The 20,657-nt window shown below is 64.7% G+C and carries 17 protein-coding genes and 1 pseudogene; 6 read left to right on the forward strand and 12 right to left on the reverse strand.

Going from position 1 to position 20,657, the window contains the following annotated elements; genetic code table 11:
- Positions 1-25 precede the first annotated feature (25 nt).
- The 5 genes and pseudogenes from tpiA to tsaD all read right to left on the reverse strand — a co-directional run bounded on the left by tpiA (position 26) and on the right by tsaD (position 5,677).
- A pseudogene (gene tpiA, locus ACI3EV_RS09050) lies at positions 26-842 on the reverse strand (triose-phosphate isomerase).
- A 15-nt stretch (positions 843-857) separates the two neighbouring features.
- Entirely contained in the window at positions 858-1,844 is a 987-nt protein-coding gene (locus ACI3EV_RS09055; protein WP_329771489.1) for an NAD(P)H-quinone oxidoreductase, read from the reverse strand.
- A 5-nt stretch (positions 1,845-1,849) separates the two neighbouring features.
- Complete coding sequence (pnp, locus tag ACI3EV_RS09060; RefSeq protein ID WP_337690448.1) at positions 1,850-4,051, reverse strand: polyribonucleotide nucleotidyltransferase; 2,202 nt, start codon at positions 4,049-4,051, stop codon at positions 1,850-1,852.
- A gap of 177 nt (positions 4,052-4,228) precedes the next feature.
- Positions 4,229-4,486 carry a 30S ribosomal protein S15 gene (rpsO, locus tag ACI3EV_RS09065; RefSeq protein WP_329771491.1) on the reverse strand — a complete coding sequence of 86 codons (258 nt, stop codon included), beginning with the start codon at positions 4,484-4,486 and terminating at the stop codon, positions 4,229-4,231.
- Positions 4,487-4,636: 150 nt separating this feature from the next.
- Positions 4,637-5,677 (reverse strand): tRNA (adenosine(37)-N6)-threonylcarbamoyltransferase complex transferase subunit TsaD, encoded by a 1,041-nt coding sequence (gene tsaD, locus ACI3EV_RS09070; protein WP_329771531.1) that lies wholly within the window; start codon positions 5,675-5,677, stop codon positions 4,637-4,639.
- Between the two features lie 152 nt (positions 5,678-5,829).
- Here tsaD and ybiB point away from each other — a divergent pair, with 152 nt between their 5' ends.
- Entirely contained in the window at positions 5,830-6,741 is a 912-nt protein-coding gene (gene ybiB / locus ACI3EV_RS09075; RefSeq protein WP_337690445.1) for a DNA-binding protein YbiB, read from the forward strand.
- Entirely contained in the window at positions 6,738-8,006 is a 1,269-nt protein-coding gene (locus ACI3EV_RS09080; protein ID WP_337690443.1) for an NAD(P)/FAD-dependent oxidoreductase, read from the forward strand. The genes ybiB and ACI3EV_RS09080 overlap by 4 nt, the downstream gene beginning before the upstream one ends.
- Positions 8,007-8,105: 99 nt before the next feature.
- Here the strand turns inward: ACI3EV_RS09080 and ACI3EV_RS09085 are convergent, their stop codons facing one another.
- Positions 8,106-9,968, reverse strand: coding sequence for a phosphoenolpyruvate carboxykinase (GTP) (locus tag ACI3EV_RS09085; protein WP_329771494.1), 1,863 nt, complete (start codon positions 9,966-9,968; stop codon positions 8,106-8,108).
- A gap of 429 nt (positions 9,969-10,397) precedes the next feature.
- Here ACI3EV_RS09085 and rpsU point away from each other — a divergent pair, with 429 nt between their 5' ends.
- Together rpsU and ACI3EV_RS09095 are read left to right on the forward strand one after the other, a co-directional pair.
- On the forward strand, positions 10,398-10,610 hold the full coding sequence (rpsU, locus tag ACI3EV_RS09090; protein ID WP_018715221.1) for a 30S ribosomal protein S21: 213 nt from the start codon (positions 10,398-10,400) through the stop codon (positions 10,608-10,610).
- Between the two features lie 85 nt (positions 10,611-10,695).
- Positions 10,696-11,157 (forward strand): GatB/YqeY domain-containing protein, encoded by a 462-nt coding sequence (locus tag ACI3EV_RS09095; protein ID WP_329771495.1) that lies wholly within the window; start codon positions 10,696-10,698, stop codon positions 11,155-11,157.
- Between the two features lie 69 nt (positions 11,158-11,226).
- Here the strand turns inward: ACI3EV_RS09095 and ACI3EV_RS09100 are convergent, their stop codons facing one another.
- Positions 11,227-11,646: a hypothetical protein gene (locus ACI3EV_RS09100; protein WP_337690441.1), complete on the reverse strand. Its 420-nt coding sequence runs from the start codon at positions 11,644-11,646 to the stop codon at positions 11,227-11,229.
- A complete protein-coding gene (pmbA, locus tag ACI3EV_RS09105; protein ID WP_329771497.1) occupies positions 11,646-13,043 on the reverse strand; it encodes a metalloprotease PmbA in 1,398 nt (465 codons plus the stop codon). The genes ACI3EV_RS09100 and pmbA overlap by 1 nt, the downstream gene beginning before the upstream one ends.
- Before the next feature lie 50 nt (positions 13,044-13,093).
- On the opposite strand from pmbA, the gene yjgA reads away from it, so the two are divergent.
- Complete coding sequence (gene yjgA, locus ACI3EV_RS09110) at positions 13,094-13,759, forward strand: ribosome biogenesis factor YjgA (RefSeq protein ID WP_337690439.1); 666 nt, start codon at positions 13,094-13,096, stop codon at positions 13,757-13,759.
- A 63-nt stretch (positions 13,760-13,822) separates the two neighbouring features.
- Positions 13,823-15,304, forward strand: a complete 1,482-nt coding sequence (locus tag ACI3EV_RS09115) for a FecR domain-containing protein (protein WP_337690437.1) — start codon at positions 13,823-13,825, stop codon at positions 15,302-15,304.
- Positions 15,305-15,324: 20 nt separating this feature from the next.
- Here ACI3EV_RS09115 and cysE read toward each other — a convergent pair whose 3' ends face one another.
- From cysE to ACI3EV_RS09135, 4 genes are all read right to left on the reverse strand, one after another.
- Positions 15,325-16,095, reverse strand: a complete 771-nt coding sequence (cysE, locus tag ACI3EV_RS09120) for a serine O-acetyltransferase (RefSeq protein WP_329771500.1) — start codon at positions 16,093-16,095, stop codon at positions 15,325-15,327.
- 37 nt (positions 16,096-16,132) lie between these two features.
- A complete protein-coding gene (locus ACI3EV_RS09125; protein ID WP_329771532.1) occupies positions 16,133-16,891 on the reverse strand; it encodes an RNA methyltransferase in 759 nt (252 codons plus the stop codon).
- Positions 16,892-16,893: 2 nt separating this feature from the next.
- On the reverse strand, positions 16,894-19,563 hold the full coding sequence (gene mutS / locus ACI3EV_RS09130) for a DNA mismatch repair protein MutS (protein ID WP_337690435.1): 2,670 nt from the start codon (positions 19,561-19,563) through the stop codon (positions 16,894-16,896).
- Between the two features lie 85 nt (positions 19,564-19,648).
- Positions 19,649-20,572: a LysR substrate-binding domain-containing protein gene (locus ACI3EV_RS09135; RefSeq protein WP_329771502.1), complete on the reverse strand. Its 924-nt coding sequence runs from the start codon at positions 20,570-20,572 to the stop codon at positions 19,649-19,651.
- Positions 20,573-20,657 lie beyond the last annotated feature (85 nt).

A 20,657-nucleotide genomic window follows, 5' to 3' on the forward strand; every position in this document is an offset into this window, starting at 1 on the left:
CCGCACACGCGGCAAACCCGTTATTTTATTGCGCTGCAGCGATGATGGCGAGGAAATCCTGCGGCTTGAGCGCAGCACCACCGATCAGGCCACCGTCGATGTCGGGCTGAGCCAACAGCTGCGCCGCGTTGGAGGCGTTCATGCTGCCGCCGTAGAGACAGGCCACCGTCGATGTCGGGCTGAGCCAACAGCTGCGCCGCGTTGGAGGCGTTCATGCTGCCGCCGTAGAGCAGGCGGATACGGTCAGCCTGTTCACTGGCTGCACGCAGCTGGGTACGCATGATGGCGTGCACGTGCTGCGCCTCTTCCGGAGTCGCCGTCTTGCCGGTGCCAATAGCCCAGACCGGTTCGTAGGCGACCACGATTTCGCTGATGCAGTGGCCCACCAGATGGGTCACGGCGGCCAGCTGGCGGCGCACGATGTAGTCGGTCATGCCTTCGTCACGCTCGCGCTGGGTTTCACCAACGCAGACGATGGGCGTGATGCCGGCTTCGAGGGCACGCTTGGCCTTGATGGCGACGTTGGTGTCGGTTTCCGCCTGGTGCTGACGACGCTCGCTATGGCCGACGATGGCGTAGCGCACGCCGAATTCCTTCAGCATCTCGGCAGAGACGTCACCGGTATAGGCACCGTTCTGGTGCTGTGACACGTTCTGCACGCCCAGCGCGACCTTGTCCTGGCCGGCCAGCAGGGCCTGCACCTGAGCGACATAAATGCCCGGCGGGCAGACCACCACATCACAGGCGGGCTCGCCAATACCAGCCAGAATGCCTTGCACCAGCGCCTCGTTGGCGGCCAGGTTGCCATTCATTTTCCAGTTGCCAGCAATCATCTTTCTCATGTGACTCTCCTTGCCTTACCAGGTCAGTACGATTTTTCCAATGTGTTGGTTGGATTCCATCAGCGTATGCGCCTGCGCCGCTTCGGCAGCCGGGAATGCCGAATGGATGACCGGCTTGATGCTGCCGGCTTCGATCAGTGGCCAGACCTGCTGGCGCAGCTGCTGCGCAATGGCCGCCTTGAAGGCGACCGGCTGCTTGCGCAGCGTGGAACCGATGATGGACAGGCGGCGCGTGAGCACCAGACCGGCGTTGAATTCGGCCTTGGTACCACCCTGCACGGCAATGATGACAATACGACCATCTTCGGCCAGGCATTTCACCTCGCGTGCCACATAGTCGCCAGCGACCATGTCCAGTACCACGTCCACGCCCTTGCCATCGGTGATGGCAAGCACTTGTTCGACGAAATCCTGTGTCTTGTAGTTGATCGCGTGATCGGCGCCCAGTGCCAGGCAGGCCTGGCACTTCTCGTCCGAGCCGGCCGTGACGATGACGCGCGATCCGCGCGCCTTGGCCATCTGGATCGCCGTGACGCCAATACCGCTGCTGCCGCCCTGCACCAGCAGGGTTTCGCCCGGCTGCAGGCGGGCACGGTCATAGACGTTGCTCCAGACCGTGTAGAAGGTTTCGGGCAGGCTGGCCGCCTCGATCAGGCTCAGGCCGGTCGGCACCGGCAGGCACTGGGCCACCGGCGCCACGCAGAGCTCGGCATAGCCACCGCCAGCGACCAGCGCGCAGACCTGATCGCCGATGGCGAAACCGGCCTGCTGCATGGCCTCGGCATCACCAGCGATGATCTCGCCGGCGATCTCCAGACCAGGCAGCTCGGACTCGCCCGGCGGCGCCGGGTAGTTGCCCTTGCGCTGCACCACGTCCGGACGGTTGACACCGGACGCGGCGACACGGATCAGCACCTGACCCGGCCCTGCGACCGGATCCGGGCAATCGGTACGCTGCAGGACCTCAGGGCCGCCGAACTCGGTAATGGCGATTGCTTGCATGCCGATTACTGCTGCTGTTGCTGCTGCTCGGCGTCGTTGCCCTGACGGCCGTTGCCGTTGCCGTTGCCGTTGCGGTCACCACGGTCGCCACGATCACCACGCTCTGCGCGCTCGGGACGCTCCAGCAGCGCCTTCATGGACAGCTTGATGCGGCCCTTGTCGTCGGTTTCCAGCGCCTTGACGCGGACGATCTGGCCTTCGCTCAGGTAGTCGGTGACCTTTTCGACGCGTTCGTGGGCGATCTGGCTGATATGCAGCAGGCCATCCTTGCCCGGCAGCACGTTGACCAGGGCACCGAAGTCCAGCAGCTTGACGATCGGGCCTTCGTAGATCTTGCCGACCTCGACTTCTGCCGTGATCTGTTCGATGCGACGCTTGGCTTCCTCGGCCTTGGCACCGTCGGTGCTGGCAATGGTGATCACGCCGTCTTCGGCGATGTCGATCTGGGTGCCGGTCTCTTCCGTCAGCTGGCGGATGGTGGCGCCACCCTTGCCGATCACGTCGCGGATCTTCTCGGGGTTGATCTTCATGGTGTACAGGCGCGGTGCGAACTCGGACACTTCGGTCTTGGCTTCGCCCATGGCGCCCTGCATCTTGTCCAGGATGTGCAGACGCGCTTCCTTGGCCTGGGCCAGGGCAACCTGCATGATTTCCTTGGTGATGCCCTGGATCTTGATGTCCATCTGCAGTGCCGTGATACCGGAGGTGGTACCGGCCACCTTGAAGTCCATGTCACCCAGGTGATCTTCGTCACCCAGGATGTCGGTCAGCACGGCGAAACGGTTGTCTTCCTTGATCAGGCCCATGGCGATACCGGCCACGTGCGCCTTCATCGGCACGCCGGCGTCCATCAGGGACAGGCAACCGCCGCAAACGGAAGCCATGGAAGAGGAACCGTTGGATTCGGTGATCTCGGACACCACGCGGATGGTGTAGGGGAAGTCCTCCTTGCTCGGTAGGCAGGCCGCCAGCGCGCGCTTGGCCAGACGGCCGTGGCCGACTTCGCGGCGCTTGGTGCTGCCCATGCGGCCGACTTCGCCAGTCGCGAAGGGAGGCATGTTGTAGTGCAGCAGGAAGCGGTCTTCGTATTCGCCGGCCAGTGCGTCGATGCGCTGGGCGTCACGGTCGGTGCCCAGCGTGGCCACCACCAGCGCCTGGGTTTCGCCACGCGTGAACAGCGCGGAACCGTGGGTGCGCGGCAGCAGGCCGGTGCGGATCTCGATCGGGCGCACGGTACGCGTATCGCGACCGTCGATGCGCGGCTCGCCGGACAGGATCTGGCCGCGCACGATGCGGGCTTCGATGTCAAACAACAGGTTTTCCAGCTTGGCATCGTCGAATTCGACGCCCTGGGCCGTCAGGTCTGCCTTGGCAGCAGCGTAGGCTTCGCGGCAAGCCTGGGTACGCGCCTGCTTGCTGCGGATCTGGTAGGCAGCGCGCAGCTTGTCTTCGGCAGCGGCGTTGACCTTGGCGATGAAGTCTTCATCCTTGGCTTCCGGCTGCCAGTCCCAGACCGGCTTGCCGGCATCGCGCACCAGTTCGTGGATCGCGTTGATGGCGATCTGGCTCTGCTCGTGGCCAAACACCACGGCACCCAGCATCACGTCTTCGCTCAGCTGGTCGGCTTCGGATTCGACCATCAGCACGGCGGCTTCGGTGCCGGCCACGACCAGGTCCAGCTGGCTGTTCTTGCGCTCGGTCTGGCCCGGGTTGAGCACGTATTCACCGTTGACGTAGCCCACGCGCGCAGCGCCGATCGGACCGTTGAACGGGATGCCGGAGATGGACAGGGCCGCGCTCACGCCAATCATGGCGGCGATGTCGGCGTCCACTTCGGGATTCAGGGAGATGGTGTGGATCACCACGTGCACTTCGTTGTAGAAGCCTTCCGGGAACAGCGGGCGGATCGGACGGTCGATCAGGCGGCTGGTCAGGGTTTCCAGCTCGGAGGGCTTGGCTTCACGCTTGAAGAAGCTGCCCGGGATCTTGCCGGCCGCATAGGTCTTCTCGATGTAGTCGACGGTCAGCGGGAAGAAGTCCTGGCCCGGCTTGGCGGTCTTGGAACCGACTACGGTCGCCAGTACCACGGTGTCATCGATGTTGACCAGGACAGCACCGCTGGCCTGACGGGCGATTTCACCGGTTTCGAGGGTGACGGTGTGCTGGCCCCACTGGAAGGTCTTGGTGACTTTGTTGAAGATGGACATGAGGGTCTCCTGTGAATGAAAGGATGGAGTCCTGCAGCACACGATGCCATTCCGTCAGGATCGTCGCGGGACGGTACTGGTGGAATGACACAGCGCTCGCGCTTGCATTGCTCCGGGGACAAAAAACAAAACGCCTGAGAAAGGCACTCTCTCAGGCGTCATGCATGCGGTGCCCGCTTACTTGCGCAGACCCAGCTTGGCGATCAGCGCCAGGTAGCGGTCAGCGTCCTTGGACTTCAGGTAGTCCAGCAGCTTGCGGCGACGGCTCACCATGCGCAGCAGGCCACGGCGACCGTGGTGATCCTTGGAGTGGGTCTTGAAGTGGGGGGTCAGGGTGTTGATGCGTGCGGTCAGCAGTGCCACCTGAACTTCCGGGCTGCCAGTGTCGTTGGCGGCGCGGGCGTTATCCTTGATAACGGCAACTTTATCGATCATGTTGATTTCCTTGGGAATTATTTGACTTGCGCCACAAGCCGGACTACCTGTGACGTGCTTTCGCCCACCCCATACGGGCAGGTGAATCGGAAGATTATATAGGACAGCGCAGATTTGTCCAGCGTGCTGTTGCGTCCAGGCCTGCCTGACTCAGGCCGACTGCTGCTCCAGATCCCAGCGCGGACGCACATCGAAACCGTAGTCATGGCTTGCCTGGGCCACGCCGGCCTGCAGGCGCATGGCGGCGGCCAGCGCGATCATGGCACCGTTGTCGGTGCACAGGTGCAGCTCGGGATAGTGCACGCGCACCTGGCGCTTGCGGCAGGCGGCATTGAGCTGTTCGCGCAATTCGCTGTTGGCACCGACACCGCCGGCGACCACCAGGCGCTTGAGGCCACTGCGGTCCACCGCCTTGAGCGATTTTTTCACCAGCACCTCGACGATGGCCGCCTGGGTGCTGGCAGCGAGATCGGCCTGGGTCTGGTAGCAGGGCTGGCCCTCGATCTTGCGCACCTGGGTCAAGACCGCGGTCTTGAGACCGGCAAAGGAAAAGTTCAGATCACCGCTGTGCAGCAGCGGTCGCGGCAGCGCATAGGCATCAGGATTGCCGAAGGCGGCCAGCCGCGACAGCGCCGGGCCACCCGGATAACCCAGTCCCAGCAGCTTGGCCGACTTGTCGAAGGCTTCACCGGCGGCATCGTCAATGGTTTCGCCAAGCAGCGTGTACTGCCCTACTCCATCGACCTGCATCAGCTGGGTGTGACCGCCGGAAACCAGCAGTGCGACAAAGGGAAACTCGGGGGGATCCTCGCTCAGGAACGGCGATAGCAGATGACCCTCCAGGTGGTGCACGCCGAGCACCGGCTTGCCGAGCGAGGCTGCCAGCGCGCAGGCAGCACCGGCGCCCACCAGCAGCGCACCGGCCAGACCGGGACCGCGCGTGAAGGCCACGACATCAACATCGGCCAGCGAGCGCCCTGCTTCGACCAGCACCTGGCGCGTGAGCGGCACGACGCGACGGATATGGTCGCGGCTGGCCAATTCGGGCACCACGCCGCCATAGGCCTGGTGCATGTCGATCTGGCTGTGCAGGGCATGCGCCAGCAGGCTGGGCACCGCCTGGCCCGGGCGCGCCTCGACCAAGGCGACGCCGGTTTCGTCGCAGGAGGATTCGATACCGAGAACCAGCAAGGGGGAAGCGAGAGGTGTTTGCATCAGGCCGACATTGTGCCGCGATTGCCCTCAGGCTGCCAGCACTGCCCGCGCCTGCCACTGGAACGGATGGATATCGACCAGCAGCGTGGCGATCAGCAGATCATGCACGATTCGCTGACAATACCACCATGCAAGATGCCCTGATCCCCTATCTGAAAGACATCGGCCGCGGCAAGGATGGCGCGCGCCCCATGACACGCGAGCAGGCATGCCATGCCTGGAGCCTGCTGCTGAACGGCGATACCGACGCGCTGGCCACGGGCGCCTTCCTGATGGCGATGCGCATCAAGGGCGAAACGCCGCAGGAGATGGCCGGTTTTCTGGATGCCACCCATGCCGCGCTGCAGTATCCCGACTGGCCGCAGGACGAGCGCCTGACGGTCGTGATCCCGAGCTACAACGGCGCCCGCAAGCTGCCCTTGCTGACGCCACTGCTGGCCCATCTGCTGGCGCGCCAGGGCCTGCGCGTGCTGCTGCACGGCATGGCAACCGAAGAGCGCCGCGTCAGTGTGCCGCAGGTGCTGGAGCCCTTGCGCGCCCTGCTGCCGGTCAGCGACCAGGATCCGGTCTGGATCGACACCGCCACGCTGCATCCCGGACTGGCGCGACTGCTGGATGCGCGCCGCCAGATGGGCTTGCGCAACAGCGCGCACAGCCTGGTAAAACTGATGAACCCCTGCCCGACTGGCCGCAGCCTGGTGCTGGGCAGCTATACGCATCCGGAATACGCGCTGTCCATGGCGGCGACAGTGGCCGTGATGCAAGACCATGCCCTGCTGCTGCGCGGCACCGAAGGCGAGGTGGTGGCCGATGCGCGCCGCCAGCCACGCATGGAAGGCCTGGTGCGCGGCCAGCGCGTCTGGCTGTCGGAGGCGCAATCGGGCAGCCTGGCTACCCTGCCCGAGCTGCCCGATGGCACGGATCCGCAAGCCACGGCGCAGTACATCGCCGATGTGCTGGCCGACAGGCTGCCGGCGCCGGAGCCGATCCGGCAACAGGTCGCCATCATCCTGCAACTGGCAGCACAGGTGGGCGCATGACGACGACAAGCTTTGATGTAGTGGTGATTGGCGCCGGCGCGGCCGGCCTGTTCTGCGCCGGCCAGGCTGGCCAGCGCGGCCTGCGCGTGCTGCTGATCGACCACGCGGCCAAGGTGGCTGAAAAGATCCGCATCAGCGGCGGTGGCCGCTGCAACTTCACCAATGCCGGCGCCACGCCGGCGCAGTTCATCAGCCAGAACCCGCATTTCTGCCGCAGCGCACTGGCGCGTTATGGCGCACAGGACTTTATCGAGCTGGTACAGCGGCATCGCATTGCCTTTCACGAAAAGCACAAGGGCCAGCTGTTCTGTGACCGCTCGGCGCAGGACATCATCGACCTGCTGCTGCGCGAATGCGAAACCGGTGGCGTCGAGCGCTGGCAGCCCTGCGCGGTGCAAGGCCTGCAGCAACAGCCGGAATCGGCATTGCCCTGGCAGCTCGATACCGCCCGTGGCCGGGTGGAGACGCACGCCGTGGTGCTGGCGACCGGCGGCCTGTCGATTCCCAAGATTGGCGCCACCGATCTGGCCTGGCGCGTGGCGCAGCAGTTTGGCCTGTGTACCATCGCGCCGCGTCCCGGCCTGGTGCCCCTGACGTTTGATGCCGCCAGCTGGCAGCCGTTTTCCGCGCTGTCCGGCGTGGCGCTACCAGTGGAAATCGGCACCGATGCGCCGGTTGGCAAGCGGAAGCAGCGCATGGCCTTCAGCGAAGACCTGCTGTTCACGCACCGCGGCCTGAGTGGCCCGGCGATCTTGCAGATTTCCAGCTACTGGCAGGATGGCGAACCGCTGCACATCAACCTGATTCCGGACCAGCACAGCAAGCTGCCCGATGCGCCGCAGCGCCCGGCCCTGCTGCAGCAGCTGCAGCAGGCCAAGGCCCGTGCATCGCGCAAGCTGCTGGTGAACGAAATCGGCAATTACCTGCCGTCGCGCCTGGTGGAGCACTGGATCACGCAGCACCCGGCATGCCAGCGGCCGATCGTGGATGTGCCGGACAAGGCGCTGCAGCAGTTCTGCGAGAGCCTGCAACGCTGGCAGATCGTGCCGAATGGCAGCGAAGGCTATCTGAAGGCCGAGGTGACACTGGGCGGTATCGATACGCGCGATGTGTCCTCGCAGACCATGGAAACCAGGGTGCCCGGCCTGTACGTGATTGGCGAAGCGGTAGATGTGACCGGCTGGCTCGGCGGCTACAACTTCCAGTGGGCCTGGGCCAGCGGGCATGCGTGTGCGGAAGCGCTGGCGGAATCGCTGCTGACCTGATCCGCCCAAGCCCACCAACGCACAAACCCCGCTCGAAAGCGGGGCTTGTACATGGAGGTCGCGCAGCGGCTGCCTGGGCAACCGCTCACAGGAGAAGGCTTACGCCACCTCGGCCAGACGCTGCTCCAGCGCCGCCTTGGTCTCGACCAGTGCCTTCGGCAGGCGCTCCTTCAGCTTGTCGAAGTGCTCGTCGTGCGACTTGAACTCTTCCGCCCAAGCCGCCTTGTCGACGCTGGTGACGGTCTTGAACTGGTCGGCGCTGAAACTCAGGCCATTCCAGTTGATCTCGTCGTAGGACGGGGCCACGCCGAACATGGTCTGCTCGCCAGCTGCCTTGCCTTCGATGCGGTCCAGCATCCACTTCAGCACGCGCATGTTCTCGCCATAACCCGGCCAGACGAACTTGCCGTCGGCGTCCTTGCGGAACCAGTTGACGCAGTAGATCGGCGGCACCTGGGCACCGCTGGCCTGCAGCTTCTCGCCCAGATCCAGCCAGTGCTGGAAGTAGTCGCTCATGTTGTAGCCGCAGAACGGCAGCATGGCGAAGGGGTCACGGCGCACCACGCCCTGCGCACCAAAGGCGGCAGCGGTGGTTTCAGAACCCATGGTGGCCGCCATGTAGACGCCCTCGGTCCAATTGCGCGCTTCGGTCACCAGCGGCACGGTGGTGCTGCGGCGGCCACCGAAGATGAAGGCATCGATGGCAACGCCAGCCGGATCGTCCCAGGCCTCGTCCAGCGCCGGGTTGTTGATGGCGGCCACGGTGAAGCGGGCGTTGGCGTGGGCTGCCTTGCGGCCGGCCTTGCCGTCTTCCGGCGTCCAGTCCTTGCCCTGCCAGTCGATCAGGTGATCCGGCATCTTGCCCTGGTCCTTTTCCATGCCTTCCCACCAGACATCGCCGTCATCGGTCAGTGCCACGTTGGTGAAGATCACGCTCTCGTTCAGGCTGGCCATGCAGTTCGGGTTGGTCAGCGTATTGGTGCCCGGAGCCACGCCAAAGTAGCCGGCTTCCGGGTTGATCGCGTACAGCTTGCCATCGGCACCCGGCTTGATCCAGGCGATATCGTCACCGATGGTGGTAACCTTCCAGCCTTCGAAAGCTGGCGGCGGCACCAGCATGGAGAAGTTGGTCTTGCCGCAAGCGCTCGGGAAAGCGGCAGCCACGTGGTACTTCTTGCCCTCGGGGTTGGTCACGCCCAGGATCAGCATGTGCTCGGCCAGCCAGCCCTGGTCCTTGCCCATCTTGGAGGCGATGCGCAGTGCCAGGCACTTCTTGCCCAGCAGCGCATTGCCGCCGTAACCGGAGCCGTAGGACCAGATTTCGCGCGTTTCGGGGTAGTGCACGATGTACTTGACATCCGGGTTGCAGGGCCAGGAAGTCTGGTCCTTCTCGCCTTCGGCCAGCGGCGCGCCTACCGTGTGCACGCAGGGCACGAACGGGCCATCGGTACCCAGCACGTCATAGACGGCCTTGCCCATGCGCGTCATCATCTTCTGGTTCACCACCACGTAGGCGCTGTCAGACAGTTCCACGCCAATATGGGCGATCGGGCTGCCCAGCGGGCCCATGCTGAACGGGATCACATACATGGTGCGGCCCTTCATGCAGCCGTCGAACAACGGCTGCAGGGTCTTGCGCATTTCGGCGGGATCCATCCAGTTGTTGGTCGGGCCGGCATCGGCCTTGTCCTGCGAGCAGATGTAGGTGCGGTCTTCCACGCGTGCCACGTCGGACGGGTCAGACCAGGCCAGGAAGCTGCCCGGACGCTTGGCCGGGTTCAGCTTGCGGAAGGTGCCGGCGTCTACCAGCTGCTGACACAGGCGGTCGTACTCTTCCTGGCTGCCATCGCACCAGTAGACCTGGTCAGGCTTGCACAGATTGGCCATGTCCTGCACCCAGGCGATCAGTTGCGGGTGCTTGACGAAATCGGGAACGTTCAGTTGAACAGCGGTTGCAGTCATTTGCAAGACTCCAGAGATAAGAAACCGGATCCGGATCGCCAGATACCGCACGGCGCGCCGGTGAAACAGGGTTGCATGGCGGCCAGAAGCCACGCATGCGTGCCGCCTGCCGTGGCAGGCAACTCTTAGGTCTTATATAAGAATAAGCGTGCAAGAATACCATGGAAGCCTGCGGCCGACATGGGAAAATCCCCCTATTCCTGCCCACCTGGCATCGTGCCAGAGCGCAGCGAGTGGACAGCGATTGCAGCCTGTTTGCAACGCCAGCACACACTTTCTTGCGCATCGGCCCACGGCATCATATAATTTCACCCTTGCTGGCAAACCCCGTCGGCCTGATCAACTGTATGACGGGGAAACTTTTGCGGGCTGTCCCGCAGGCCCGATCTTCCTGCGGCAAACTCTCGCACTAACTGAATCCATTAGCTAATGACCACTATCCGCATCAAAGAAAACGAACCTTTTGAAGTTGCCCTGCGCCGTTTCAAGCGCACCATCGAAAAGCTGGGCCTGCTGACCGACCTGCGCGCCCGCGAGTTCTATGAGAAGCCCACGGCCGAGCGCAAGCGCAAGAAGGCTGCTGCCGTCAAGCGCCACTACAAGCGCGTGCGTTCGCAGCAACTGCCCAAGAAACTGTACTGATTACAGTTCCGGCACTGAAAAAACCCGCTCGGGACGCCGATGCGGGTTTTTTTGTCCCCATTTTTCACCTTAACCAGGAATCACGATGTCACTCAAGGACCAGATCACCGAAGACATGAAGACCGCCATGCGCGCCAAGGACATGGAGCGCCTGGGTACCATCCGCCTGCTGCAGGCGGCCATCAAGCAGAAGGAAGTGGACGAGCGCATTACGCTGGATGATGCCGCCGTGGTCGCCGTGGTGGACAAGCTGCTGAAGCAGCGCAAGGACAGCATCACCGCTTTCGAGGCCGCCGGTCGCCAGGATCTGGCCGACAAGGAAAAGGCCGAAGCCGTGGTGCTGCAGGTCTACCTGCCGGAACGCCTGAGCGAGGCCGAGATCACCGAAGCGGTGCGCGCCATCGGTGCGGCGTTTGAAGCTGAACAGGGCCGCGCTCCCGCCGCTGCCGACATGGGCAAGCTGATGGGCGCAGCCAAGTCGCAGCTGGCCGGCAAGGCCGACATGGGCCAGGTGTCTGCCGCCGTGAAGGCGCTGCTGGCCGGCTGATCGTCCTGCCCGCTTCCAGCAAAAAGGCAGACCCGCGGGTCTGCCTTTTTGCATGGTGCTAGCGCGTCGTCAGCGTACGCTCGGGCGACGGAACCAGTCCCAGCACCAGAACGCCAGGAACAGCACCAGCCAGATGCCGCCAAACGTCATGGCATTGGGCGGCAGCGCCACCAGCGGCGCGCCACAACTGACGCTGGCACGATCGCCCAGCGCCAGCGACAGCAGCACCGGGAACGGCATCACCGAGATGATCTCGCAAGCCAGGATCGCCGGCGAGAGCAGGAAGGCGACCAGACCGGCACGCAGCAGGCTGCGCAGCACCGGACCCAGGCGACGCGTCAGCCACCAGCCGAGTGCGATCAGCAGCAGCGCAGCCAGGCCGTAGAGCCACAATTCGGGCGGTGTGTGCCAGGCATCGTTGGAAAGCTGGAACGCCAGCTTCGGCAGCGTGCCGTCGGCGACGATCAGGGAAGGCCCGGCGTCCTGCATCAGTTGCCTGCCACTTTCATGCGGTTGATCAGGATCGAGCCGGTGGACTTGGCACCGGTGGTGTAGACGTCGGCACCAATTGCCTCGATGCCCTTGAACATGGTCTTGAGGTTGCCGGCGATGGTGATTTCCTGCACCGGGAAGGCGATTTCACCATTTTCGACCCAGAAACCGCTGGCACCGCGCGAATAGTCGCCGGTGACGTAGTTGATGCCGTGGCCCATCAGCTCGGTGACGAACAGGCCGGTACCGAGCTTGCGCAGCATCTCGTCGAGGGTGTCGGTCGCCTGGGTGCGCTTGCTGTGGAAGGACAGGTTGTGGCTGCCGCCGGCATTGCCGGTGGTGCGCATGCCGAGCTTGCGCGCGGTGTAGGCACTCAGGAAATAGCCCTGCAGCTTGCCCTGCTCCACCACCAGGCGGCGCTGCTCGCGCACGCCTTCGTCATCGAAGGGACTGCTACCCTTGCCGCGCAGCACGAACGGGTCTTCGAGGATATCGATGTGCTTCGGGAACACCTGCTTGCCCAGGCTGTCGAGAAGGAAGCTGCTCTTGCGATATTGCGCGCCGCCGCTGACCGCCTGCACAAAGCTGCCGAGCAGGCCGGCGGCGAGTGGCGATTCGAACAGCACCGGGCATTCGATGGTGTCGATCTTGCGGCCGCCCAGGCGGCTCAGGGCACGCTCGGCGGCATAGCGGCCCACCGCGCTGGCGCTGGCCAGTTCGTCCGGATGGCGCATCGAGCTGTACCAGTAGTCGCGCTGCATGGCTTCACCCTTGCCGGCAATGGGGGCGACGCTCAGCGTGTGGCGCGAGCTGGCATAGCCGCCACGGAAACCGTGCGTGTGGGCGCTGAAAAAGTGGCTTTGCTGTGCCGATACCGCCGCGCCCTCGCTGTTGCTGATCTGCGGATCACAGGCAAAGGCCGCCTCTTCACAGGCCAGTGCCAGTTTGGCGGCAGCGTCGGAATCGATGCTCCAGGGGTGGAACAGGTCGAGATCACGCATCTCGGTCTCCACATCCTGCTCGTCGGGCAGGCCGGCAGCCGGATCCTGCGCCGTGTAACGCGCCACATCGTAGGCGGCCTGCACCGTCTGCTCGATCGCCTTGCGCGAAAAGTCCGAGGTGCTGGCATTGCCGCGCTGCTGGCCCAGATAGACCGTGACGCCGAGCGACTTGTCGCGGTTGCGCTCGACGTTTTCCAGCTCGCCACGGCGCACCGAGACCGACAGGCCACTGCCTTCGGAGGCTTCGGCACCGACATCGGTGGCGCCGAGTTTTTTCGCATGGGCGATGGCGAGGTCGACCAGCTCCTCGAAATGGGATCGGCTATAGGCAAAACCGCTCAGGGGCTGATCGGCTGCGGCAGAAAGACGGGGCGCTTTGGCTTTGGTTTTCATATGGGGAAGTATCATACTGGCCTATTGCCATGCTTACCGGATAACCACTCATGTCACGCAAACCCAAACGCGGCTATTACGTCCGCGGCCAGTTCGTTGCCGAAGGCAGCGAGATGGACCTGGAGCTCAAACGCCAGGCCAAGGGCGATACCGATACCAGCAAGACCGACCTGAAGCGCGAGAGCGAGGCTCTGCAGCAGCTCGGCCAGGAGCTGCTCACGCTGCGCGCCGGCCTGCTGAACCCGCTGGAGCTGCCGGATCGCCTGCTGGAAGCACTGAAAGAATACAAGCGCATTACCAATTTCGAGGGCGGACGCCGACAGATGCAGTACATCGGCAAGCTGATGCGCCAACTGGACGAGGAAGATGTCGCCGCCATCCGCGCAGCCCTGCAGGTACAACGTGAAGGCAGCGCCAGCGAAATCGCGCTGCTGCACCAGGCCGAGCACTGGCGCGATCGCCTGCTGGATGCGGGTACGCACGATGCCGCCTTGTCCGAATGGCTGCTACAGTATCCGGATACCGATATCCAGCAGCTACGCGCGCTGGTGCGCCAGGCGCGCAAGGACGCCGAAGCGGCGGCGAAGCAGCCTGCCGGCGCCGCACCGCGCCAGGCACGTGCCTACCGGGAACTTTTCCAACTGCTGAAGGCCCAAATGACGACCGCAGTTGAGCCTGACGCAGCCCCCGGAGAGCCAGAGGCTGACCAGGAATAATCCACCTGGCAGCCACCGGCCTTCGCCTGTGATCCGATTCACCTCCAGACTGACGCTACCACCATGATCCACGTCTCCCGATCTTCTGCCAGCGCCAGCCGCTCCCGCCGGCTACGGCCCGCCTCCCTGCCCCGACTGTCTGGCGTGGCTGGAAGTATCGGGTTCTGTCTGGCCCTGCTGGCTGCCGGCCCGGCCCTGGCGCAGGCCAGCATGCCGGTGCCCAGCCACGTGGTACAGCGTGGTGACACGATCCAGAGCATCAGCAAGCGGCTGGGCATCGCGGCCAGCCAGTGGGAGCAGGTGGCGCTCTACAACAAGTTGCCGGACGGCGGCAAGCTGCCGCCCGTGGGCACCACCGTGCGTCTGCCACTGCAACTGCTGAACTTCACGCCAGCCAGGGCGCATGTGATCAAGACGGTAGGCCATGTTCAGGTGGGCGGGCAGTCGATCCAGGCGGGCGTACGGCTGGGAGAAAACGCGCGTATCCAGACGCTGGCCAACAGCTCGGCCATGCTGGAGCTGAGTGACGGCTCCCGCGTGCAGCTGATGCCGCATTCGGTGGCGGACATCGTGGAAAACCGCCATTATCCCGTGCGCAATGATTCCGGCCAGACCGTGAACTGGTTTGCCAGCAAGCTGCGTCTGGCCCAGGGTGCGCTTGAAGCCGCCGTGCAAAAAGTATCTCCGCGCGCCAAGCCGCTGGAAGTGGAAACCGCTACCTCGATGATTGGCGTGCGCGGCACCCGCTTCCGTGTTGCCAGTGCCGACCCGTATGTACGCGCCGATCGTGCCGAGGTGCTGGAAGGCATCATCAACAACGAGAACACCTGGAAAGACACGGAAATCCTCGTCCATGCCGGGGAAGGCGTGGTGGTAGACCCGAACCAGGGCATCATGCAGGCAATCCCGCTGCTGCCCGCACCAGATCTGGCAGCACAGCAGGCACCACTGTTCATGCCGGATGCCACCTGGACTTTTCCGGAACAGCCGGAAGCGCGCGCCTACCGCGTGATCGTGTCGCGCGATGCGCAGCACGTGACCACCCAGCGCAGCGAACTGCTGGCCGGCCCGGCCATGGACATGAACGTGCTCGGCGAAGGCCTCTGGTATCTGCGTGTGCGCGCCGTGGATGCGCATGGCCTGGAAGGCCGGGACGCCTTCACACGCCTGCAGGTCATGGCCGCTCCCAGCCTGCTGGACCAGGCCTCGGTCTACCAGGAAGGTCCGGATTTCCAGCCCGTGCTGCGCTGGAGCCGCGTGCTGTTCAAGCAACCCCAAGAACAGCAGATCCGGGAAGTACCGTCTCAGGTCAGCGCCCAGCTGTTCCACGATGCGGCACTGCGCTCGCCCGTGGGGGAGCTCATCCAGGGCCAGACACATGAGGCCGTGCTGCCGCGGATCGGTGCCGGCACCTACTACCTGCGCGTGACAGCCAGCCATCCGCAATTGCCGGAAACCGAGCAACAGACCTATGTGCTGCGCTGGGCTGGTGATACCCGTATCCAGGGCTACCACACCTTGCTGGACTACCTGCCGCGCGGCTGAGGCGCGACAGGCGTTGACCGTCACATTTCGTCGTCGATCAGCTTGCTCAGCTCTTCGGGCGTGAGACCTTCGTGGCGCGGAGCCTCCTTGGGCATGGCCTCGGCGCAGGGCAATTGCTCGGCCAGCTTGGCCACGGCCTGCCACAGCAGCTCGATCTGCTGATCCTGGCCGGCGGCATTGTCGACCAGGCCACGCATGGCGAGGCTGAACGGATCGTCCTTTTGCGTGACGCCATAGGCGCTGAAACGGCCGGAGCTGGTCTTGGGCTTGCCGTCATCAGGATGGATGATGCGCGCCGGGTTGCCGACCGCCGTGGCACCGGCCGGGACCGGCTTGGTGACGACGGCATTGCTGCCGACCTTGGCGCCATCGCCGACGGTAAAGCCGCCCAGCACCTTGGCTCCCGCCCCCACGACCACGCCCTTGCCCAGCGTCGGATGGCGCTTGGTGCCCTTGTAGAGCGAGGTGCCGCCGAGCGTGACGCCGTGGTAGATGGTGCAGTCATCGCCGATTTCGGCGGTTTCGCCAATCACCACGCCCATGCCGTGGTCGATGAAGACGCGCTCGCCGAGTTGGGCTGCCGGGTGGATCTCGATACCGGTGAGAAAACGCCCCCAGTGCGAGATCCAGCGTGCCAGCCAGGTCCAGTTCTTCTTCCAGCAGACATTCGCCAGACGGTGCAGCTGCACCGCGTGGAAACCGGGGTAGGAGAACAGCACATCCCACTGGCTGCGCGCCGCCGGGTCGCGCTCCAGGATGCAATCGATATCGGACTTGATGCGTGCAAACATGTCTGCAGTGTACAACCAGCCAGTAAACTGATCGGCGTCAGGGCTTGCGATCTTGCAGCCGCTGCTGCATCTTGCGTGCAATGCCGCGCAGGATATGGATCTCCTCATCGTGCAGGCCGGCGCGGTGGAACAGCTGCTGCAGGCGCGGCATCAGCTTCTTGGGCGCGGCCGGATCGAGATAGCCGATCTCGGTCAGCATCTGCTGCCAGTGTGCCAGCATGCCTTCGATCTGGCCGGCATCGGCACGGCGCGCCTCACTGACCGACGGTGCCTCGGTCACGGCAAAGCCGCCAAGTGCCTGGCGCCATTCGTAGGCCAGCACCTGCGCCGCCGAGGCCAGGTTGAGCGAGCCGTAATCGGGACTGGTGGGGATGCTGAGGCAGGCGTGGCAGCGGTAGACCTCCTCGTTGAACATGCCGTAGCGCTCACTGCCAAACACCAGCCCCAGGCTGCGCAGCGGCGGCTGTTCGGCACTGCCCTGCTGCTGGCGTACCAGATCGGCAAAGTGCGTACGCGGCTCCACCGTGGGCGGGCCAAAATCACGCGGTGTCATGGCGGTGGCGCACAGGTGCTCGATGCCGTCCACGGCCTCTTGCCAGCTCTGCACGATGCGCGCCTGACGCAACACATCGTCAGCACCGCTGGCACGCTCCAGCGCCTCGATGCGCGTCAGCACGTCGGGCCAGCGCGGCTGCACCAGCACCAGGTCGTCAAAACCCATCACCTTCATGGCACGCGCCACGGCGCCGACGTTGCCGGCATGGCTGGTGTTGAGCAGGATGAATCGCGTCTGCATGCTCATGCCCCGGCCTTGTCCTGCAGCTCTTTCAGCGCATAGAGCGCCTGCAGCGCCTCGCGCGGGCTCATCGCATCGGGATCGAGCTCGCGCAGCGCCAGCTCGACCTCGGCCGGCTCACGGCTGGCCTCTGCCACCAGCAGTTCGGGCGGTGCCGTGAACAGGTCAATCTGGTGCTGCTGCTCCTGCTGTTGCGATTCCAGCTGCTGCAACACATGGCGCGCATGGTGGATCACCGCTGCCGGCATGCCGGCCAGCTTCGCCACCTGGATGCCATAGCTGCGGCTCGCCGGGCCAGGCTGGATCGCATGCAGGAACACGATGTCCTGGCCCGATTCAGTGGCGCTGACGTGCACGTTGACCGCCGCATGGTGCTCGCGCGGGAATTCGGTCAGCTCGAAATAGTGGGTGGCGAACAGGGTCAGCGCCTGCGTCTTGTCATGCAGCTGGCTGGCAATGCCGCCGGCCAGCGCCAGGCCGTCAAACGTGCTGGTGCCGCGACCGATCTCGTCCATCAGCACCAGGCTGTTGGGCGTGGCGCCGTGCAGGATCTGCGCCGCCTCGGTCATTTCCAGCATGAAGGTGGATTGCGCGTTGGCCAGGTCATCGGCCGCGCCGATGCGGGTGAGGATGGCATCGATCGGGCCGATGCGTGCGCTGGACGCCGGCACGTAGCTGCCCATGCCGGCCAGCAGCACGATCAGCGCCACCTGGCGCATATAGGTGGACTTGCCGCCCATATTGGGGCCGGTGATGATCTGCATGCGCTGCTTGGGCGATAGGCGCGTGTCGTTGGCGATAAAGCCGGCGCCGGTGGTTTCCATCAGGCGCGATTGCACCACCGGGTGGCGTCCGGCTTCGATCTCGATGCAGGGCTCGACGGCAAACACCGGTGCGCACCAGTCCAGCGCCAGACTGCGCTCGGCCAGCGCGCACACGGCATCCAGCGTGGCCAGGGCACCTGCCAACTGCTGCAGGTCGGCGATTTGCGGCTGCAACTGCTCCAGCAGCTGCTCGTACAGCCACTTCTCGCGCGCCAGCGCCCGGTCCTGCGCCGACAGCGCCTTGTCCTCGAAGGCCTTCAGTTCGGGCGTGATGAAACGCTCGGCGTTCTTCATGGTCTGGCGGCGCTGGTAATCGTCCGGCACCTTGTCGAGCTGGCTGCTGGTGACTTCGATATAAAAGCCGTGCACGCGGTTGTACTGCACGCGCAGATTGCTGATGCCGGTACGCTCGCGCTCGCGCTGCTCCATCGCCAGCAGATATTCGGCGCTGCGCGTCTGGATGCCACGCAGCTCGTCCAGCTCGGCGTCGTAGCCTTCGGCGATAACGCCGCCGTCACGGATATTCACCGCCGGCTCAGGCTGGATCGCCTGCTGGAGGCGATCGAGTACGCCTGCGGGCGGTTGCAGCTGGTCGGCAACCTGCTGCAACAGCACCGGCTGAGCGCTCACGGCGTCCAGTACGCGCAACAGCTGCGTACGCAGGCCCTGCGCCTGGTCCAGCGTGCGTAACAGGCCGGCCAGCTCACGCGGGCGGCTCTGGCGTAGCGCCAGCCGCGCGCTGATGCGCTCCACGTCGCTGGTCCCGTGCAGGGCGGCGCGCAGGTCACGCAGGCCCTGCTCGCGCAACAGCGCGATGGCATCGAGCCGCTGCTGGGCCTGCTGGCGATCACGCTGCTGCTGCAGCATCCAGCCACGCAGTGCGCGGCTGCCCATGCCGCACTGGCAGCTGTCGAGCAGGCTGAACAGCGTCGGGCTCGGCTCGCCACGCAGGGTGAGTGTCAGCTCCAGGTTGCGCTGCGTCGTCAGCGGCAGCTGCACCAGGCTGTCATCGCGCTGCACCTGCAGATGGTGCAGATGCGTCATGACGCGACCCTGGGTGTGTTCGGCGTAGGCCAGCAGTGCGGCGGCAGCGGCATGCGCCTGCACCACCTCGTCGGCCTGCCAGGCGTTCAGGTTGGGCGATTGCAGCTGCTCGGTCAGCTTGCGCAGGCCCAGACCGCTGTCAAAGGTAAACGCCGGACGCTCGGTGACGATGAAGCGCTGCATGGCACCGTGCTGCTGCCATTGCGCCAGCTGCTGTTGCAACGCCTCGCTGGCATCGGCGCTGTACAGCACTTCCACCGGCTGGATGCGGCTGATCCACTGCGGCAGCTCGTCCGGCGTGCATTCGGCCAGGCTCATGCGGCCCTGCGTCAGACTCATCCAGGCCAGGCCGATGCTGCGGTTGCGGCTGATGCGCGCCGGCACCTGCAGCGCCAGCAGCACGGCTTCGGTCTTGTCGCCCAGCAGCTCGGATTCGGTCAGCGTGCCCGGCGTCACCACGCGCACCACCTTGCGCTCTACCGGCCCCTTGGCCGCACCAACCTCGCCGACCTGCTCGCCAATCGCTACCGATTCGCCCATCTGGATCAGCTTGGCCAGGTAGTTGTCCAGCGCATGCACCGGCACGCCAGCCATCGGAATCGGCTGCCCAGCCGACTGGCCGCGATTCGTCAGCGTGATGCCGAGCAGGCGCGCGGCCTTGATCGCGTCGTCGTAGAACAGCTCGTAGAAATCCCCCATGCGGTAGAACAGCAGCGTGGTCGGGAAGTCCACTTTCATCGAAAAATACTGCGCCATCATGGGCGTGTGGCCGGGTAGCTCGGCGATGGCAGTCACGGTCGTCATCGGTCTGGAAAATCCTGGTGTGTGGCAAGTCTCAGGCGCTGGCGGGCCTGCTTGCGGAATCCTGCATTGTAGGTGTCGCCACCGCTCAGAGCCAGCCGCGCTGCTGCAGCTGCGCCATCTGCTGCGCGATCGCCTCGCGCAGGTGCGCCAGCATGGCCTCGGCTGCCGGCGACAGCGTGCGCCCCTTGCGCGTGAACAGATACACGCCGCGCCGGATCACCGGCTCCTGCAGCGGCCGCAGTTTCAGCCCTTGCTGCTCGACCAACTCGGCTGCATACGGCAGGCAGACCGTGACACCAAGGCCGGCTGCCACCATTTTCAGCGCCGTCGCCATGAAGCTGACCTCGTGCGCCGGCTTCAGCCCCAGGCCGCGCCAGGTAGCGCCCAGGTCCTGCGACAGCCGCTCGGTGAACTGGCCCTGCAGCGTGATCAGCTCTTCGGCGATCAGGTCTTCCCAGCGCAGTTTGGCGCGTGCCGCCAGCGCATGTCCGGCCGGCAGCGCCGCCAGAAACGGCACCTCGAACAGCAGCGTCGCCTCGATGTCCGAATTGGGCTCGCGTTCTGGGCCGATGCCGAAATCGACCTCACCGGCAAACACGCGCGACACCACCGTCTCCACCGTACTGTCCAGCAGGCGCAACTCGATCTGCGGATGCTGCTGACGGAAGCCGGCCAGCATCGGCGGCAGCCAGGTGCTGGCCAGCAGCTGCGGCACGGCCACGCGCACCAGGCCGCGCTCCAGATCCTTGAGCTTGCCGACTTCAGCCATCACCGTATCCAGGTCGTCCAGGATCTTCTGCACCAGCGGAAACAGCTGGCTGCCGACATCGGTGAGGCGGATGCGGCGCGTGCTGCGATCAACCAGCCGCACCTGCAGCGCCCGTTCCAGATCCCGCATCAGGCCGCTGAGTGCCGATTGCGTGATGTAGAGGCTGTCAGCCGCCAGCGTGAAGCTGCCATAGCGCGCCACGGCGACAAAGGCGCGCAACTGCCGCAGGGAAACATTCATTGGAAAATCTGATAAATGGATGAATAAATACTGTTTGCATGATAAATCAGTCTCGCGTCCAATACACCCAGGGCCGCACAGATGG

Origin of the sequence: Allobrachymonas wangyanguii, assembly GCF_045055315.1 — a bacterium.
Taxonomy (GTDB): Bacteria; Pseudomonadota; Gammaproteobacteria; order Burkholderiales; family Burkholderiaceae_C; genus Brachymonas; species Brachymonas wangyanguii.

Excerpts from the sequence above, each read along its gene's own strand:
- ACI3EV_RS09055 (WP_329771489.1), bottom strand. The coding sequence starts at position 1,844 with ATGCAAGCAATCGCCATTACCGAGTTCGGCGGCCCTGAGGTCCTGCAG.
- pnp (WP_337690448.1), bottom strand. The coding sequence starts at position 4,051 with ATGTCCATCTTCAACAAAGTCACCAAGACCTTCCAGTGGGGCCAGCAC.
- rpsO (WP_329771491.1), bottom strand. The coding sequence starts at position 4,486 with ATGATCGATAAAGTTGCCGTTATCAAGGATAACGCCCGCGCCGCCAAC.
- ybiB (WP_337690445.1), top strand. The coding sequence starts at position 5,830 with ATGCAAGATGCCCTGATCCCCTATCTGAAAGACATCGGCCGCGGCAAG.
- ACI3EV_RS09080 (WP_337690443.1), top strand. The coding sequence starts at position 6,738 with ATGACGACGACAAGCTTTGATGTAGTGGTGATTGGCGCCGGCGCGGCC.
- ACI3EV_RS09085 (WP_329771494.1), bottom strand. The coding sequence starts at position 9,968 with ATGACTGCAACCGCTGTTCAACTGAACGTTCCCGATTTCGTCAAGCAC.
- rpsU (WP_018715221.1), top strand. The coding sequence starts at position 10,398 with ATGACCACTATCCGCATCAAAGAAAACGAACCTTTTGAAGTTGCCCTG.
- ACI3EV_RS09095 (WP_329771495.1), top strand. The coding sequence starts at position 10,696 with ATGTCACTCAAGGACCAGATCACCGAAGACATGAAGACCGCCATGCGC.
- ACI3EV_RS09100 (WP_337690441.1), bottom strand. The coding sequence starts at position 11,646 with ATGCAGGACGCCGGGCCTTCCCTGATCGTCGCCGACGGCACGCTGCCG.
- pmbA (WP_329771497.1), bottom strand. The coding sequence starts at position 13,043 with ATGAAAACCAAAGCCAAAGCGCCCCGTCTTTCTGCCGCAGCCGATCAG.
- yjgA (WP_337690439.1), top strand. The coding sequence starts at position 13,094 with ATGTCACGCAAACCCAAACGCGGCTATTACGTCCGCGGCCAGTTCGTT.
- ACI3EV_RS09115 (WP_337690437.1), top strand. The coding sequence starts at position 13,823 with ATGATCCACGTCTCCCGATCTTCTGCCAGCGCCAGCCGCTCCCGCCGG.
- cysE (WP_329771500.1), bottom strand. The coding sequence starts at position 16,095 with ATGTTTGCACGCATCAAGTCCGATATCGATTGCATCCTGGAGCGCGAC.
- ACI3EV_RS09125 (WP_329771532.1), bottom strand. The coding sequence starts at position 16,891 with ATGCAGACGCGATTCATCCTGCTCAACACCAGCCATGCCGGCAACGTC.
- mutS (WP_337690435.1), bottom strand. The coding sequence starts at position 19,563 with ATGACGACCGTGACTGCCATCGCCGAGCTACCCGGCCACACGCCCATG.
- ACI3EV_RS09135 (WP_329771502.1), bottom strand. The coding sequence starts at position 20,572 with ATGAATGTTTCCCTGCGGCAGTTGCGCGCCTTTGTCGCCGTGGCGCGC.